This window comes from Eubacterium sp. AF17-7, assembly GCF_003461285.1.
GTDB lineage: Bacteria > Bacillota > Clostridia > Lachnospirales > Lachnospiraceae > Eubacterium_U > Eubacterium_U album.
This window is the reverse complement of the sequence record NZ_QTWU01000004.1, coordinates 158,188-172,220: the sequence shown is the minus strand read 5'-3', so window position 1 is coordinate 172,220 and position 14,033 is coordinate 158,188. Positions and strand designations below refer to the sequence as shown.

General features: G+C 31.8%; 15 protein-coding genes. 1 reads left to right on the top strand and 14 read right to left on the bottom strand.

Annotated features, from left to right (window positions below):
• Positions 1-102: 102 nt before the first annotated feature.
• Complete coding sequence (gene aroD / locus DWW96_RS06540) at positions 103-1,365, bottom strand: type I 3-dehydroquinate dehydratase (RefSeq protein WP_117909852.1); 1,263 nt, start codon at positions 1,363-1,365, stop codon at positions 103-105.
• Positions 1,366-1,771: 406 nt separating this feature from the next.
• Between aroD and DWW96_RS06535 the strand changes: the two genes are divergently transcribed.
• Positions 1,772-2,638, top strand: a complete 867-nt coding sequence (locus DWW96_RS06535) for a shikimate dehydrogenase (protein ID WP_117909851.1) — start codon at positions 1,772-1,774, stop codon at positions 2,636-2,638.
• Positions 2,639-2,829: 191 nt separating this feature from the next.
• Here DWW96_RS06535 and DWW96_RS06530 read toward each other — a convergent pair whose 3' ends face one another.
• The 13 genes from DWW96_RS06530 to DWW96_RS06470 form a co-directional block, all read right to left on the bottom strand.
• The gene (locus tag DWW96_RS06530; RefSeq protein WP_117909850.1) at positions 2,830-3,345 is read right to left on the bottom strand and encodes a YqeG family HAD IIIA-type phosphatase; all 516 of its coding nucleotides are present in this window, start codon (positions 3,343-3,345) and stop codon (positions 2,830-2,832) included.
• 89 nt (positions 3,346-3,434) lie between these two features.
• Positions 3,435-3,884: a transcriptional regulator NrdR gene (gene nrdR, locus DWW96_RS06525; RefSeq protein ID WP_022088197.1), complete on the bottom strand. Its 450-nt coding sequence runs from the start codon at positions 3,882-3,884 to the stop codon at positions 3,435-3,437.
• Positions 3,885-3,946: 62 nt separating this feature from the next.
• On the bottom strand, positions 3,947-4,210 hold the full coding sequence (locus DWW96_RS06520; RefSeq protein ID WP_117909849.1) for a PRC-barrel domain-containing protein: 264 nt from the start codon (positions 4,208-4,210) through the stop codon (positions 3,947-3,949).
• A 179-nt stretch (positions 4,211-4,389) separates the two neighbouring features.
• Positions 4,390-5,166 (bottom strand): RNA polymerase sporulation sigma factor SigG, encoded by a 777-nt coding sequence (sigG, locus tag DWW96_RS06515; protein WP_022088199.1) that lies wholly within the window; start codon positions 5,164-5,166, stop codon positions 4,390-4,392.
• 99 nt (positions 5,167-5,265) lie between these two features.
• Positions 5,266-5,967: an RNA polymerase sporulation sigma factor SigE gene (gene sigE / locus DWW96_RS06510; protein ID WP_243003032.1), complete on the bottom strand. Its 702-nt coding sequence runs from the start codon at positions 5,965-5,967 to the stop codon at positions 5,266-5,268.
• A gap of 90 nt (positions 5,968-6,057) precedes the next feature.
• Positions 6,058-6,963: a sigma-E processing peptidase SpoIIGA gene (locus DWW96_RS06505; RefSeq protein WP_117909848.1), complete on the bottom strand. Its 906-nt coding sequence runs from the start codon at positions 6,961-6,963 to the stop codon at positions 6,058-6,060.
• 166 nt (positions 6,964-7,129) lie between these two features.
• Positions 7,130-7,702 (bottom strand): pyridoxal 5'-phosphate synthase glutaminase subunit PdxT, encoded by a 573-nt coding sequence (pdxT, locus tag DWW96_RS06500; RefSeq protein WP_117909847.1) that lies wholly within the window; start codon positions 7,700-7,702, stop codon positions 7,130-7,132.
• A gap of 60 nt (positions 7,703-7,762) precedes the next feature.
• On the bottom strand, positions 7,763-8,638 hold the full coding sequence (pdxS, locus tag DWW96_RS06495; RefSeq protein ID WP_117909846.1) for a pyridoxal 5'-phosphate synthase lyase subunit PdxS: 876 nt from the start codon (positions 8,636-8,638) through the stop codon (positions 7,763-7,765).
• A gap of 209 nt (positions 8,639-8,847) precedes the next feature.
• Positions 8,848-10,134: a hypothetical protein gene (locus DWW96_RS06490; protein WP_117909845.1), complete on the bottom strand. Its 1,287-nt coding sequence runs from the start codon at positions 10,132-10,134 to the stop codon at positions 8,848-8,850.
• Positions 10,122-11,030 carry an ABC transporter ATP-binding protein gene (locus DWW96_RS06485; RefSeq protein WP_117909844.1) on the bottom strand — a complete coding sequence of 303 codons (909 nt, stop codon included), beginning with the start codon at positions 11,028-11,030 and terminating at the stop codon, positions 10,122-10,124. The genes DWW96_RS06490 and DWW96_RS06485 overlap by 13 nt, the downstream gene beginning before the upstream one ends.
• Complete coding sequence (locus tag DWW96_RS06480) at positions 11,030-11,407, bottom strand: GntR family transcriptional regulator (protein WP_117909843.1); 378 nt, start codon at positions 11,405-11,407, stop codon at positions 11,030-11,032. Before DWW96_RS06480 ends, DWW96_RS06485 begins: the two co-directional genes overlap by 1 nt.
• 130 nt (positions 11,408-11,537) lie before the next feature.
• On the bottom strand, positions 11,538-12,656 hold the full coding sequence (gene ftsZ / locus DWW96_RS06475) for a cell division protein FtsZ (RefSeq protein ID WP_117909842.1): 1,119 nt from the start codon (positions 12,654-12,656) through the stop codon (positions 11,538-11,540).
• Between the two features lie 170 nt (positions 12,657-12,826).
• Positions 12,827-14,020 carry a cell division protein FtsQ/DivIB gene (locus DWW96_RS06470; RefSeq protein ID WP_117909841.1) on the bottom strand — a complete coding sequence of 398 codons (1,194 nt, stop codon included), beginning with the start codon at positions 14,018-14,020 and terminating at the stop codon, positions 12,827-12,829.
• Positions 14,021-14,033 lie beyond the last annotated feature (13 nt).

The following is a 14,033-nucleotide window of genomic DNA, read 5'->3' as shown; positions in this document are numbered from 1 at the left end:
TCTGTACTTATTTTTAGATATTTCATCTGTCTACTTGACAGGGAGCATATCAAAACCTATCGGATTTTCATTTTCTTTCTAATACTATATCTTTATCCTATGCTAAAAACTTATACGCTCTAAAATCTCACCACAGATTTCAACTCTGCTTTTTCCATCTGTTGCTATAGAAACCTGAGCTGCCTTTTGATATCTTTTTTCTCTGTCAGCAATCATTTTTTCTATATATTCTACTGTCATATGATTATTCAAAAGTGGTCTGTCTTTATTTTCGCATATGCGGTCATAAATAGTTTTCGGTTCTGCCGTGAGAAGTACTGTTCTTCCGCCTTCTTTCATTATTTCTATATTTTCATCTTTAAGAACAACTCCACCACCGCATGATACTATTTTTCCTGCATTAATTTGCATCTCTTCTAAAGCTTTTGTTTCAAGTTTTCTAAAATATTCTTCCCCATTTTTTTCAAATATATCACTTATAGACATATTTTCCTGTTCTTCTATGTATTTATCAATATCAACAACCGGCATTCCTGTAATATAGCCTAACGCATTTGATATTGTAGTTTTTCCCGTGCCCATAAAGCCAATCATAAATATATTTTTATCTTTGATATCATCACAATTAATACCTAATATATTTCTAACCTGTTTAATTGTCATTTGTCCCGGTGCTGATGTATTTACACCTGCCGCAAATGTTATTACTGAGCCTGTTGTCTTTCCACATACTCTTGTTACTGCGCCTAATTCTCCCATTGACATTGTAACTATAGGTGCTATCATTTTTTCATTTGCCTCAATAGAACCATATACGAGTTCCTTAACATCCTCTTCGCAACTTGGCATTACTGCCATTTTACATATATCTGCTCCAAGTTCTTCCATCGTCATTAATGTTTCCACTATCTTTTCTCTTGACGGCGTTTCATTAAAATGATGATTTGAACCAATTACTTTTGCTCCCGCCTTATGTATTTCCTCTATCATATCTAAGGCAATTGAATCTTTAGAGTAGGCTTCTACATCTATTAATTCAGCCAGTCCTGTCTTAGCTACCTGAACATTCAAATCATAATAACTGTTGTTTGAGATAAATTTTTTTCCACCTTCGCCATCTGTTCTGAAAGTAAAGATTAATGGTATATCTTTAATTACCTCACGCAAATCTATCAGCATATTCTCCACTTCATCAATATAAACGCTGTCAAAGAAATCACATCTCCATTCGATTATATCCGGATTCATCTCCACAACTTTTTTTGCCTGTTCTATCACTTCATCGTGATTTTCGCCTACTATCGGTACGCACACTTTGGGGTGACCGTCGCTAAGTTCAAGGTTTCCGACCTTAATTTGTTTCATTTTTCTTCTAATTCCTTTTTCGGAATTATTCCTCCTTTTACATTATTTGCCATCTGTTTAAATTACGGCATTTGACGTACATTATAACATATATGATTTTTATATAAAAGAGCAAAAATGTCTAAATGACATTTGCATAACTAACTAAAACTTTCTAAATGCTGTTTGTTATTGAAGTTATTTTACATTTACACGCAGTAATAGCGTATATCATTTAGAAAAATACCCGGCATTTATTAAAACCCACTTCCATTTGTTTTCAAATTTATGTATCATAATATATGGTGTTGAATTAATTCAGCATATATCAACTAAATTAGAATTATAAAAGTATCCAACAATAACCGTAATAAAGTTTATTGAACAAAAATATACCGGCTCAAATAATTACAACGGAGGTACTACAATGGAAAATATAAATATTACAGGGTCAACAAAACTTACAGGACTTCTTGGCAGTCCTGTTGCACATAGCAAATCACCCGCAATGCACAATGAAGCCTTTCGACTTTTAGGTTTAGATTATGTATATTTATGCTTTGATGTGGATGAAAATAATATGGAATCAGCAGTTGAAGGTCTACGAACATTAGGAGTTTCCGGATTCAACTGTACAATGCCTGACAAAATAAAAATGTGGGAATTATGTGATGATTTATCTCTTGCAGCAAAGTTAATAGGTGCTGTAAACACAGTTGTTAATCAAGACGGAAAATTTATTGGTCACAATACTGACGGAATTGGATATATGCAATCTGTTAAGGATGCCGGATTTGATATAATTGGAGGTAAAATGACATTAATGGGTGCCGGTGGTGCTGCATCTTCAATTCTTGTTCAGGCTGCAATAGATGGCGTGAAAGAAATCGATGTTTACAACAGACCCGGAACTAATTTTGATAAAGCTCAGATTTTAATTGACAAGTTGAATAAAGTTACTTCAGCTAAAGTTTCTCTCTATGATTTAAATGACGAAACTTCTTTAAAGAAGTCATTGGATTCAAGCACAATTTTAACTAACGGAACTTCTCTTGGTATGGCGCCAAATACCTACTCTTGTGTTATTAAAGACAGTTCCTTTTTACATCCTGAATTAATTGTTTCTGATATTGTTTATAACCCACTCGAAACAAAACTTATGAAAATGAGTAAAGAAATAGGTTGCCCTGTATTCAATGGTTTATATATGCTTTTATATCAGGGGGCTGAAGCCTTTAAGCTTTGGACAGGGAAAGAAATGCCTGTTAATGAAATCAAATCAAAGTTTTTTTAGAAATATTATCAATTAATTTTGAACAATAAATTTTAAAATGAATTATTTTATTCATTACGGATGATATAATTTTTTCAATATCATCCGTAATTTTTTTATTATTCAATAAAACAAATCTCACATTTTCAATATTTATATAATTTAGGGTTGTATAATCAATTTATCAGACTCATATAAACTTATGATTTATACTATTTACTCATATCGGTTTTAGACATTTTCTTTTTCCAACGCCATAAAATAAATTTTTCAGGAATTCTTTTTAAAACTATTTGAATTTCTTCTTTTTTATCGATTTTTTTAACCATCACACTCTGGATTCCTGTTCTGTTTGCGCCATACACATCTGTGAATATCTGGTCGCCTACAAATATTGTAGAATCTACATCTGTGTGCATTAATTCCATCGCTTTTTTATAGTTCCTAGTTGAAGGTTTATGTGCATCAAATATGTATTTTGACTTAACTGCATAAGCGAATGGCTCAACTCTTGGTTCCTGGTTATTTGAAATAAGACACGTATCAAGTCCTATTTTTCTTAATTTTTCAAAAAATTCAATACTCTTATCTGTAGCGGGATGTCCATGAGGAACTAATGTATTGTCAATATCAAATATCACTCCTCTTATCCCCTGTTTATAATACATGTCAAAATCTATATCTTCTACAGAATTTACATATTCATTTGGGTAAAATCTTTCAAGCATATTTTTCTCCTGCGTTCTATCTTTACTTAACTATGTTTCCACATCATCCAGATGCTCTAATTTAAAATATTTCTACATCATAAGATGCACTAATTTAAAAACTTCTTTAACTCATCCATAAATGTATTTACATCTTTAAATTCTCTATATACAGAAGCAAATCTTACATATGCAACCTGGTCTAATTCTTTTATTTTATCCATAACGATTTCACCGATCTCATTACTTGAAATCTCTTTTTCTTCTTTATTAAATATCTCTGCCTCTATTTCTTCAACCGTAGATACTATCTGATCATAAGATACAGGTCTTTTATGACATGAACGTACAATTCCCCTCTCTATCTTGCTTCTATCATAAGGTTCTCTGTTATCATCCTTCTTTATAACGATAAGCGGTATTGTTTCTACTTTTTCATATGTAGTAAAACGCTTACCACATACCTCACATTGTCTTCGGCGTCTGATAGAATTATTCTCTTCTGCCGGTCTTGAATCAATTACCTTTGTATTTTCTTCTCCACAAAATGGACACTTCATATTCTGCCTCCTAATACTTAATTCCAGTCATAAATTGATTATAAAAAGAATTAGTTATCTGGTCAAGACGTTTTGTACTTATGCTTTACATCATCTAAGTCTACACTAACCAAAATAATATCATCCCCAATCTGCTTTACACATTTTACAGGAATTATATATTCAAAATCGCTACATATAAGATTACAGAATTTTGTAGGCCCGGGCACAATCAGTGCTTCTATACATCCTGTGCAAATATCAAATTCCAAGTCTTCTACCGAGCCTATCATTTTACAGTCACAACAATTAATTACTTCTTTCTGTTTTAACTCACATATTCTCATTTTTGCTCTGCAGTCTTTTTTTTATTTTATGAGAAAAATTTATATTTTATGATTATATCTTATATAGTGTTTTATTATTTTAACTGATATATTATTTTGTATTTCCATGTCATCTATTTTTTTATCATTATTACATATATTGCCTTACATTTTTATCCCATATAGCGTTTTATCACTCCTTATCGCATATAATGCTTCATTGCCTTTATCGCATTTTTTTCAAGTCTGCTTACCTGTGCCTGAGAAATTCCTATTTCATCAGCTATTTCCATTTGTGTTTTTCCCTTAAAAAATCTTAAGTCTATTATTTCTTTTTCTCTTTCCGGTAGCCCTTTAATTGCTTCAGCAAGAGCTATTCTATCTACCCATTTTTCTTCTTTATTTTTTTTATCACTTATCTGGTCCATCACATACAAAGTATCTCCTCCCTGGTCATATACCGGGTCAAATAAAGATACCGGACTTTGTATTGCATCTAAGGCATATATAACTTCTTCAGATGTAGCTCCAATTTCTTTGGATATTTCACTTATGGTTGGTTCTTTATTGCTTGTCTTCATTATACGCTCTTTAGCATAAATAGCTTTATACGCTGTATCTTTTATCGACCTGCTTACTCTGATTGATGCATTATCTCTTAAAAATCTCTTTAGTTCTCCTGCAATCATAGGTACTGCATAAGTTGAAAACTTTACATTTAATGTGTCATCAAAATTGTCAACTGCTTTTATAAGTCCAACGCATCCAATCTGAAACAAATCATCCATATTTTCATTGCTTCCCGAAAATCTCTGAATAATACTTAGCACAAGTCTCAAATTCCCCTGAATGTACCTTTCCCTTGCTTCTTTGTTTCCTTTTTTTATCTCTTTAAAAAGTTCAGTTTTTTCTTCATTTGTCAGTAACGGTAATTGTGTCGTGTTTACTCCACTTATTTCCACTTTAAAAAGAGCCATATTTTCCTCCAAATCATTCAATTACTTCTTATCAACAAACAAATATTTGTCAATTTGTATTACATTTAAATGATTAACAAAAACACGGCTCTTTATACATTATTCATATTTTACAATTTCTTTTTTTAGTCGATTCATTATCTTTTTTTCTAATCTTGATATGTACGATTGTGATATTCCAAGAAAATCTGCGACTTCCTTCTGTGTCATCTCCTCCCCATCTTTATTATTTAGTCCAAATCTCATTTCCACTATTGATTTTTCACGTTTATTTAATTTTTCAATTGCTTTTTTTAACAGACTTTTCTCCACTTCATTTTCAAGTCCTCTTGATATAACGTCCTCATCTGTTCCAAGAATGTCCGAAAGCAAAAGTTCATTACCATCCCAGTCAACATTTAAAGGCTCATCTATAGATACTTCAAGTTTTGTTTTATTGTTTCTTCTCAAATACATTAGTATTTCATTTTCAATACAACGTGATGCATATGTAGCAAGTTTTATGTTTTTATCTGTCTTAAACGTATTTATTCCTTTAATAAGACCAATTGTTCCTATTGATATCAAATCTTCTACGCCTACCCCTGTATTATCAAATTTTTTTGCTATGTATACAACCAGTCTCAAATTATGTTCTATCAACATTCTTCTTGCTGATTCATCATTTTCATTTATTAATTTTTCTAGCTGTTTCGCCTCTTCTTCACCCTCAAGTGGAGCCGGAAGCACATCCGGTCCTCCGATATAATGTACTTCATTAGACTCATCTGAAAGTATCCATCTGGTAAGCACAGGAATCACATTTAAATTTTTAAGCAATTTTTCTCTCCTCTCTTTTATTTTTAATTGTGGACATGCATTGCAATTTCGCAATCATCTATTTACTTTGTTTCAAAATTGTGAGCGTGTATTACAATTCTCGCAATCGCCTATTTGTTTTTGATTTGTTTCACTATTATGTAGAATAAATTCAGAATTTAAAAGCATCTGATATTTTTTATCGTTATTAAACATTCCTTTATAAATTCCTAATACCGGATTTGAAATTTTCAAATTAATGTCTCTATTTTTAATTTCCATATAATCAACAGTAATTCCCGTCAATATTCCATTTTGACTTCCAACTGATTTGAATGGAATAAGAAAACATTTCTCATTTCCGGTTAAAATTTGTTTTATTACATTGTATTGCAAAACAGATACCGGTCTGCCTTTGTACGGTTCTCTTAAACTATTTCCTGTATCTTCTAAAGCGACTGTTTCTATCTTTGAATCGCCATTTACAATTCGTACATTATACAGATTTTTGCGGATCTTGAGTTTGTTTAGCATTTGATAAACTGCCACCTTCATTAACAGACATCCAATTACTATTCCAAACATCAGCATTAGTACATTTAATTTTTTGTGTTCCTGTGTTTTTGCCTGTGCCACTGTTTTCCCCCAAAAACTATAGCTGCTAAGCATTGATACCACCCCATTCAACACAAAAGTAACACAATATACAACAGTCAGCATTTTTATTCCAGATAACTTTCTGTTATTAAACGCAATTCCGGTCATTATGTATGGGACAACCAGCCATGTAAATAATATTTGCAACACTCCGTATTTTACTTTAAGCACTAATATTATTACACTGTAAGTTGCTCCAAATAAAGCTGCGATAACACATCTGATTGCTGTTCGTACCTCTATTTTTCCTTTAAAGTTAAGTATCTGTTTTGCAACAACTAAAATAATAAAATCCATTAGAAAGTTTATTGCAAAATACACGTCTACATATATTACATGCATCCTTCACCTCCAAATGGTAAAGCCATTATATACTTAAATCCCCGAAAAATTTGTCGAACTCTCGTGTAATAAAAAAATACATTTACAAAAAATGTAAATGTATTTTTCTTAAAACGTAAAATCTGATTTCATGACATCTTTAATCTTTAATAAATAAAAGTAAATTTTATTTATTATTTATTATCATATCTACGAAATATTTATGTATTTTATCACTCTCATTTAATTCAGGATGAAATGACATTGCTAACATATTATTGTATTTTACGGCTACAATTTTTTCATTTACCACAGCTATAATTTCTGTGCCACATTTAACTGCTTCCACATATGGAGCCCTGATAAATGTCATTGGGACCTTTCCTATCCCCTTCATTTCTTCTTCCGTATAAAAGCTGCCTAATTGTCTTCCATAAGCATTTCTCTTTACTTTTACAGGCAACAGTCCTAAATGAACTTTATCATCATTTGCTATTTCTTCAGCTAAAAGTATCATTCCTGCACATGTTGCAAGTACCGGAAGTCCTTTTTTTATTTTATTTTTTATTTCGTCTTCCATTCCAAGTTCTTTGATTAATTTACCCTGAACTGTACTCTCTCCCCCTGGAAGTATAATGCCATCAAATTCTTTATCCAAATCTTCTTTTTTACGAAGTTCAATGCATTCTACCCCTAACTTTTCAAGCATTTTTTCATGTTCTATAAATGCGCCCTGCACTGCAAGTACTGCAACTTTCATTGTATGCCTCCTTACATTTTAGTATCAGATATAATCTAAAATTTACATTTTAAAATTATATTATTCTCCTCTTTTTGCCATTAAAAGTTCAATTTCCTGCTCGTTAATTCCAACCATGGCCTCACCTAAATCTTCTGATAATTCAGCAAGCATTTCATAATCATTGTAGTTTGTTACAGCCTTTACTATAGCCTGAGCACGTTTCTTAGGATTTCCTGATTTAAATATACCTGATCCTACAAATACACCTTCTGCTCCTAACTGCATCATTAAAGCTGCATCTGCAGGAGTTGCAACTCCACCTGCTGCAAAGTTAACAACCGGAAGTCTGTGATTTTCATGAACATATAATACTAAATCATATGGAACTCTTAATTCTTTTGCTACTTCGTATAATTCATCTTCTCTCATTGATCCGATTCTGGCAATTTCCTGATTCATCATTCTCATATGACGCACTGCCTGAACAACATCACCTGTTCCAGGTTCTCCTTTTGTTCTAATCATTGAAGCACCTTCATTGATTCTTCTTAAAGCTTCTCCTAAATCCTTTGCGCCACATACGAATGGAACATTAAATTTTGTCTTATCAATATGGAATACATCATCTGCCGGTGATAACACTTCACTTTCATCTATGTAATCGATTTCAATTGCTTCTAAAATCTGAGCTTCAGCAAAATGACCGATTCTGCACTTTGCCATGACAGGAATTGAAACTGCTTCCTGAATTCCTTTAATCATTGCAGGGTCACTCATTCTTGCTACACCACCTGCTGCTCTAATATCTGCCGGAATTCTTTCAAGTGCCATTACCGCACATGCTCCTGCTTCTTCTGCTATCTTTGCCTGTTCCGGTGTTGTAACATCCATAATTACTCCACCCTTTAACATCTGTGCTAATTCCTTATTAAGTTCATATCTTTTATTTGCCATTTTTGCTCTCCTTATAATACCTTTATTTGTATTTATTTTTAGGATTACAAACGCGTCTGTAAATTCAACCTATTCTCTTTTATATTTAGGCTTCTAATTTGATATATCTTTTTTACTTTTACATAATACAAAAAAACTGATACTGTCTAAATATCCATTTTAGCATTTTTAGACAATACCAGTTTTTATTTATTACTATAATTTATGTTTTAATCCCATCCTACACTTTCTTCCTGCTCTATATTTTTTTCAGGAAGATATACATTTACTTCATAACTTGAAAAACAGTAATTTTCAACATCAGTATTATACGAATTAATATTGTGATTAAATATATTTGTATAATTACCTAAAAATACATCATTAGACAATATTAAATACATTTTATTTTTTCGTTTGCTTTTTATATAAAGTTTATTATTCTTTATGTATACATCAAATTCCAAATCTTCATATATATCCTTAACATTATCTTTAGGTATCTCCGGTGCATGTCTTACTATTTCTACATAAGGCTTGGTTTCTCCATTATCCGATGCTGAAACTGTATAACCATGTATCATCATTTGATTTTCAATGTCATCATCAATGCTAATCTTTACATCATTTGAAATGTTTAATTGATATCTTTTAGTTTCTACCGGATTATCATCATAAGTATTAACATTTTCAAAAGTTATATACGATATTCCCATAATTGCTGCCATCAGTACAATTCCAAATAATACTGCACTAATTGCTTTATTATCAATTTTTCTATCTTTAACATTTACTTCAAGCCAAAATCCCGCACTAAAACAAACAACTGATGTAATTAATATTTTACATATGTATAAGCATATATTATTTTCAACACAATAAAAGTTAATTACAGCCTTTGCTATATCAAAAATAATATTATTTTTCTGCCAAATAAAAACCGATACAAATAATGCAATTATTATTACAGAAGCTAATATACTTTTTCTAAATATTGTACTAATTAACTGCATAATACATATAATAAACACTATCAACATTATTCCTGCAATAAAAAATAGCAATACATTTTTTACTACCATTTCATCAACAATAACTAATTTATCATTATAATGTTCTATCAGTTTTGCTACTCCATATCCTAATACCATATTTATCATACATTGTGACAACCACAATATTCCTATTGTATTCATTGCTAAAAAATGGGATAAATATATGGTTTTACTATTACATGGATAACTATTCACATACCCTTTATAAAAAGAAGATGTATATGTCATTACCACTATAAATATAATAGGCAAAGCAATTGCAAACTTTCCGGACAGTCCCACATAATCGAATATTACATCCCTATTTTCTTGGTCAAAATTATATACCAAAAGGCTCAAGATCCAATCTATTTCCATGCAGAACGTTACCGGTATTATAAGCATCATTATTTGTTTTACTTTAAACATCCTGAGTCGTAATTTATACAAATCTAATACATTTTTACGCTCTATTTTTCCCATAATTTTTCTAAATCCTCTCCTAAATTTACAGTTGTCCTATACATATAAAATTCTTCTGCGGATAATCTTTCTGCGATAAGTCCCTTATCTTTAATATCATCCATAACCGCTTTACTGAAATCTTCTTCCACAACAGCCATATTATTAGTCTCACATAATTGTTTAAAAATAACTTTCTTATCTTTTACAAATTCAGTTACCTGCTGTCTTGTTCCTTTTACCTTAAATGCTTTATGTTTCATTTCATCTACATCGCCATTATAAAGAATCTGTCCAGCCCCAATCATACATATATTTGCAAGTATATTTTCCATCTCTGATAGCAAATGACTTGAAATTAATATTGTTCTTGGATATTCTATATAATCACGTAATATAATATCGTATATCTGTTTTCTTCTTACAGAATCCGCTCCCGATACAGGTTCATCTAAAATTGTAATTTCTGCTCTTGAAGCAATTGCACATATAAAATTAAATATTGTTGTCTGACCTTTCGACAAACGTCCTATCCTTTTGTTCTGTTCTATATCAAAAACATCCATTAACTTATTTGCAAAATTAATATCAAAATTCTTATACATTAATTTATGATATTGAAGTATATCTTTTAACTTTGATCTGCTCTCAGTATTATAAGTGCTTGATGCATAGATTATTTTATTAGCAGTCTCAATGTCAGTTGCCGGATCCCTGTCATCAATTAATACACTTCCTTCATCGGGACTGAGTTTTCCTGCTATAAGCTTCATCAATGTTGTCTTTCCTTCACCATTTCTTCCAACTATTCCAACTATTTGTCCCGGTGCTATGCTAACATTTAAACCATTGAATATCTTTTTACTTTTATATCCATATCCAAATTTCAGATTTTCTATTTTAATCTCATTACTCATTACTGCCCTATCTCCTTATATTTTTCTTCTATCAGCTCAATCACTTCCTGTTTAGACATCGATAATCTTTTTCCCCAGCGAACCAGGTCATCTACTATCTTAGTCATCTCTTCTTTTCGTTTTCTGTCTTCAACAAGTTTTTTAGCATTAACTGCAATGGTCATTGCCTGACCTCTTTTCTTAATTAAAATTCCTCTGTTGACAAGAAGATTTATTCCCTTTGCAGCTGTTGCCGGATTAACATGCAATTCCTTTGCCAAAACCAATTGTGAATAACATGATTCTCCTTCTTCGAGTTTACCTGATAAAATATCGTCTTCTATAGCATCTGCAATTTGAACATAAATAGGGACCATACTATTTTCATTAATATCCATTATGTTTCTCCTACTACATTACTCATATAATGTAGCATAGTTGTAGTGTAGTTATTTGTCAAGTTGAACGCAAAAAGAGACAGACCTATATCAAATACGAGTCTGTCTCTTTTATATATTTTAATCTAATTTATTTGTTCTGTAAGAAATCAGGAATCTTTAATTCTCTTGGTTCTACTGTTGGCTGTGGTTTTATCGGCTGGCTTGATGTAAATGGCTTAATTGTTGATGCACCTGATATTCCACCAAAAGGTCTTGTTGTTTTTCCTGTTGCAAATGGATTAGCTGTGATTGCACTACCCTGATCAATTCCTGTAGCCATAACAGTAATTGAACATTCATCAGGATATGTATCATCATAGCGAACACCAAAGATGATATTAGCATCTTCACCTGCTAATTCCTGAACATAACTTGCTGCTTCATTAGCTTCAAAGAGTGATACATCACCTGTAATATTAACGATAACGTGCTTAGCACCTTCAATTGTTGTTTCAAGTAATGGAGATGTTACAGCCATCTGAACTGCTTCGTTAGCTTTTTCATCACCACTTGCTGAACCGATACCGATATGTGCAATACCTGCATCTCTCATAACTGTCTGTACATCAGCAAAGTCAAGGTTAATTAATGCAGGTACATTAATTAAGTCTGTAATACCCTGTACTGACTGCTGTAATACTTCATCAGCTTTCTTTAATGCTTCAGGCATTGTTGTTCTTCTATCAACGATTTCAAGTAATTTATCATTAGGAATAACAATTAAAGTATCAACATTTTCCTTTAATCTTTCTACTCCTGCTAATGCATTGTTCATTCTTGTCTTAGCTTCAAATCTAAATGGCTTTGTAACAACACCTACTGTAAGTACGCCCTGTTCCTTAGCGATTCTTGCAACAACAGGTGCAGCTCCTGTACCTGTTCCACCGCCCATACCACAAGTAACAAACACCATGTCTGCTCCCTTGATTAACTGAGCTAATTCTTCAACATTCTCTTCTGCTGCTGCTTCACCAACTTCAGGCTTAGCTCCTGCACCAAGTCCCTTAGTTACCTTTTCACCAATCTGTAATGTTGTTGGTGCTTTACATCTCTTTAATGCCTGTGCATCTGTATTTACACCAATAAATTCTACTCCACCTATATTTTCATCTATCATACGGTTAACAGCATTATTACCTGCGCCACCAACGCCTATAACGATAATCTTTGCAACTGCTTCTGTTTCATTTGTTGTGATTTCTATCAAGAGCTTGTCCTCCTTCGTTTCATTTCATTCATTATTCTCGATACTCTAACTCAATTAGTATACAACAATGTAGACAAAAAATCTACTTCATTGCATATATTATATATAATATATTCGTTTGAAAAAAATATCAACAAATTTTTTTACAAAATAATAATATTTTTAAATTTTTACCGTTCAACTGCTGTAGTTTCTTCATTTGTTGCTTCATTTGTTGCTTCATTACTTACCGGATTACTATTATTTTGTGTTTCATCCTGATTTGTACTATCCACACTCTCACTTTCACTCTGGGATGATGTCTTAGTTTCATTTTCCTTTAAAGTATATCCGCTTCCATCTGTACTCAAAGACTTCATGTTAAGAGTTCCTTTATACTTAAGAAGTCCTCCATCAATCATATCACTCAAATCTATCATTTTTTCATTTAAGTCTCTGCCTTTTCCAAATTCAATTTTTACTTTCTTTATGTAAATAGAAGCCTGTCCATCTTCTGTAATTTCAATTTTCTTTACATTAAAGTTATATTTCTGAATTGCCTGGGAAACAGTCAGTAGCAAATCATATACATCTTCATCTTTAACTTCAAATTTTTCATACAATTTAGGATTATTAATTTCGATTCCAACAACATTTGGAATACCTTTTATTTTCTCGGTAGCTAATTTTTCTATAACACCGTCTCTGTCAAAATAAATATATATGCCATCTTTTTCCACATAACCAATTAGACTTTTTTCATATACCGATATTTGAAGTTTTGATGGTGACTTCATTTTGACATCATATTTATCTAAAAACGGAATTTCCACTTTTCCCATTCCGGTTTTCGCTTTTAACCAGAATACAAATGTATTTTTATTTTTTCCATCTTTAAATATGTAATCCGTCAATTCCTGCTGTGTGTATATTTCATTTCCTTTCATTTCTACGGAATTTAATTTAAAGCCAAAATATATAATGCAAAATACCGCTGCCACAACTGCAGAAATACTTAAAACAACTTTAAGCACCTTTCTTAAAGTTCTTGTTGCCTTTCTAAATCGCATTTTACGTATTCTTTTTTTACTTTCTTTTTGAATACGCCTTTCTTCTTTCTCCTCGTTCTTTCTTGCTCTTTCCTGTGCTTTTTTCTGCAGAATTCTCTCTTTTTCTTCTGCCTTTTTAGCCTGAAGTTTTTTCTTTCTCTGTTCCTGACGTCTTAGCTCTTCCTGACGTCTTTCATTTCTTTCTCTATTTTCTCTTTCGTTTCTTCGTCTTTGTTCGGTTCTTTCCGCCTGCTGATGATTTTTTATCTGCGTCTGATGTCGATGTTGACGCTGTTTTTTCATCTGCGCACGTTTTCTATCCATTTTTCTGCTCATAAAACTGCATCAA

Excerpts from the sequence above, each read along its gene's own strand:
- aroD (WP_117909852.1), bottom strand. The coding sequence starts at position 1,365 with ATGAAACAAATTAAGGTCGGAAACCTTGAACTTAGCGACGGTCACCCC.
- DWW96_RS06535 (WP_117909851.1), top strand. The coding sequence starts at position 1,772 with ATGGAAAATATAAATATTACAGGGTCAACAAAACTTACAGGACTTCTT.
- DWW96_RS06530 (WP_117909850.1), bottom strand. The coding sequence starts at position 3,345 with ATGCTTGAAAGATTTTACCCAAATGAATATGTAAATTCTGTAGAAGAT.
- nrdR (WP_022088197.1), bottom strand. The coding sequence starts at position 3,884 with ATGAAGTGTCCATTTTGTGGAGAAGAAAATACAAAGGTAATTGATTCA.
- DWW96_RS06520 (WP_117909849.1), bottom strand. The coding sequence starts at position 4,210 with ATGAGAATATGTGAGTTAAAACAGAAAGAAGTAATTAATTGTTGTGAC.
- sigG (WP_022088199.1), bottom strand. The coding sequence starts at position 5,166 with ATGGCTCTTTTTAAAGTGGAAATAAGTGGAGTAAACACGACACAATTA.
- DWW96_RS06505 (WP_117909848.1), bottom strand. The coding sequence starts at position 6,963 with ATGCATGTAATATATGTAGACGTGTATTTTGCAATAAACTTTCTAATG.
- pdxT (WP_117909847.1), bottom strand. The coding sequence starts at position 7,702 with ATGAAAGTTGCAGTACTTGCAGTGCAGGGCGCATTTATAGAACATGAA.
- pdxS (WP_117909846.1), bottom strand. The coding sequence starts at position 8,638 with ATGGCAAATAAAAGATATGAACTTAATAAGGAATTAGCACAGATGTTA.
- DWW96_RS06490 (WP_117909845.1), bottom strand. The coding sequence starts at position 10,134 with ATGGGAAAAATAGAGCGTAAAAATGTATTAGATTTGTATAAATTACGA.
- DWW96_RS06485 (WP_117909844.1), bottom strand. The coding sequence starts at position 11,030 with ATGAGTAATGAGATTAAAATAGAAAATCTGAAATTTGGATATGGATAT.
- DWW96_RS06480 (WP_117909843.1), bottom strand. The coding sequence starts at position 11,407 with ATGGATATTAATGAAAATAGTATGGTCCCTATTTATGTTCAAATTGCA.
- DWW96_RS06470 (WP_117909841.1), bottom strand. The coding sequence starts at position 14,020 with ATGAGCAGAAAAATGGATAGAAAACGTGCGCAGATGAAAAAACAGCGT.